Annotated in this window: 1 protein-coding gene; it reads right to left on the bottom strand. The window is 72.4% G+C overall.

The window, feature by feature from the left end; genetic code table 11:
- Window positions 1–2,203: alpha-(1->3)-arabinofuranosyltransferase family protein (locus PV363_RS17445; protein WP_301023039.1), on the bottom strand; the 2,203-nt coding region annotated here is incomplete at both ends.

Genomic DNA, 2,203 nt, shown 5'->3' with positions numbered 1-2,203 from the left:
TGGCCATCGGCCCGGTCACGTGGACGGGGAGCGGCTCGCCGTCGATGGCGACCAGGTCGTCGCGGCACCCGGAGTCGAACGTCTCCGGCAGTGCGGGAACGTGTGCGCCCGGCAGGCCGATCTCGGCGATGGCTGCCGGCTGGTCGATCTCGTTGTCGCTCACCCAGTCGTGGGTCACGCCCGGGCGGATGCCGGTGAGGCGGAAGCGGAACGTCGATCCGGCGACCGAGGTGGGGAGCGCCAGCTCGACCGTCTGGGTCGAGCCTTGGTCCTCACCGTCGGTGATCTCGGGCAGCGGGACGCGCCCGACGGCCGCACCGTCGACCAGGACCTCGACCTCGGTCGGAACCGAGTGCAGGCCGTCGGCCACCACGGTGAGCGGGATCGAGCCGACCGTGACCGGCTCGGTGAGGTTGACCTCGATCCACTGGCGGTCGGGATCGCTCCGGACCGTTGTCCAGGCGGTCGCGGGGTCGCCGTCGAAGGCGGAGGCCGCCGTCTCGATCGAGCCGTTGAGCACCGTGCTCGCCCGCACCCAGGTGACCGAGCCGTCGTGCGGGCGCCCGAGGGCGGCGTCGAGGACGTTGGAGGGGTCGCGCCGGTACAGGCGGGCGTCGCCGAGCACCCCGAACTCGCGGTCGGTGGGCACCGCGACCGTGCGGACGATGGCGTTCTCCTCGTCGAGGCGCGTCGTGTCGGTGGGGTTCTGCCTCTGGCGCGTGAGCACGATGGCGAGGGGGTGGTCGGCGGAGTCGTCGCCGGTGGCCTCGGTGAGATCGGTCGGCAGCGAGATCGTCTCGGCCTGGCGCGGCGGGTCGTCGCCGATGGAGATCTCCGCGAAGCCGACGCTGCTCTGGCCGGCGTAGCGGGGCACGAAGCCCGCCGAGTCGGCCAGGATCTCGACCGACAACGTCTCGAAGGTGCGGGACGGGAACGTGATGCGCTGGCCGGGAACGTCGCGGGATTCGAGCCCCAGGTCGACGTCGAGCGGCGCCCCGTCGTCGAAGCGCAGGCGCACCTGGGTGATGTACCGGTTGCGGGCCCCGGTGGTCGGCTGGGTCAGCGTGATGTGGTCGGTCGTGGCCGGGTCGCCCAGCTCCAGTTCGATGCGTTCGCCGCGGGCGTCGAGGAACGCCGCGGTGCGCCATGCCGTCTCCAGGTCGCCGTCGACGGCCAGCGAGGGACGCTCCTCGCTGGTGTAGGTGATCGAGTTGCCGTAGCTGGTGGCGTTGGCGACCACGTCGCCGTGCTCGGTGGCGACGGTCATCGTGTTGTCGTCCGCTTCCGGGAAGAGCGGCAGCCGGTTGTCGGTGGGATCCTCCGTGAGCGGCTCGAGGTCGACGGTCTCGGTGTACCCACGGGTGTGGCGCACGGTGGTCCAGCGCTCGCCCCGGTTGCGGTTGGAGTCGGTGACCAGGAGCGCGGCGCCGTCCTCGAGCGCCGCCTGGATCTCGTCCTCGTCGAGCGAGGCCGAGTAGCGGACCAGCTCGCTGCCGTCGATCAACCCCGAGCCGGCGGCGTCGACGAGCCCGGCTCCGTCGCCGGAGACGAGCAGCGGGGTGTCGACGGGATGGGTGGACACGATGCCGACAGGGTCCTCCACCGGCAGGATCGCGACCTCGGGCGGGTGCGGAAGGGTCGGGTCGGTCTGCAGGAGCAGCTCGTCCTCGAGCTGGACGTCGCTCACGGTCTCGTTGGGCTCGCCGGGCCCGAAGCCCACGGGCTCACCGAGGCCGGGCACGCCGGTGATGAAGGCCCAGAAGTTGCGGGGTCGCGGCGTGTTGTAGCGCTCGTACTGCAGGTCGCTCTGCACGACCACGTCCCCCGCCCGCATCAGCCGGGCGAGGGGGGCGACGCTGGCGGGGTCGGCCGTGCGCTCCTGCAGCTGCAGGTCGAAGGCGTTGAGCAGGTTGGCCGACGCCGCCGAGCCGTAGGGGATGAGCTCGCGCTGCACGGACGGGCGGTCCATCAGGCCCGGGAGCACGGGGTCGACCGTGTTGCCCCAGCGGTAGCTGGCGAAGTCGGTGCCCGGCAGGACGAGCACCCGGGTGTCGCTGCCGGATGCGTCGAGGTGGGCCGCGGCCTCCTCCCAGTACGTGGGGACGTTCTCGGGGCGGCGGAGGTTCTCGGGCACGAACCGGCCGAGCCACAGGGGCGGGAGCGCCAGCACGGCGACGAGGGCGACGGCGATCGTCAGGGGGCG

Origin of the sequence: Mumia sp. (assembly GCF_028803055.1) — a bacterium.
Taxonomy (GTDB): Bacteria; Actinomycetota; Actinomycetes; order Propionibacteriales; family Nocardioidaceae; genus Mumia.
Note: the sequence above shows the minus strand (reverse complement) of the source record. Positions and strands in the feature narration are given on the sequence as shown.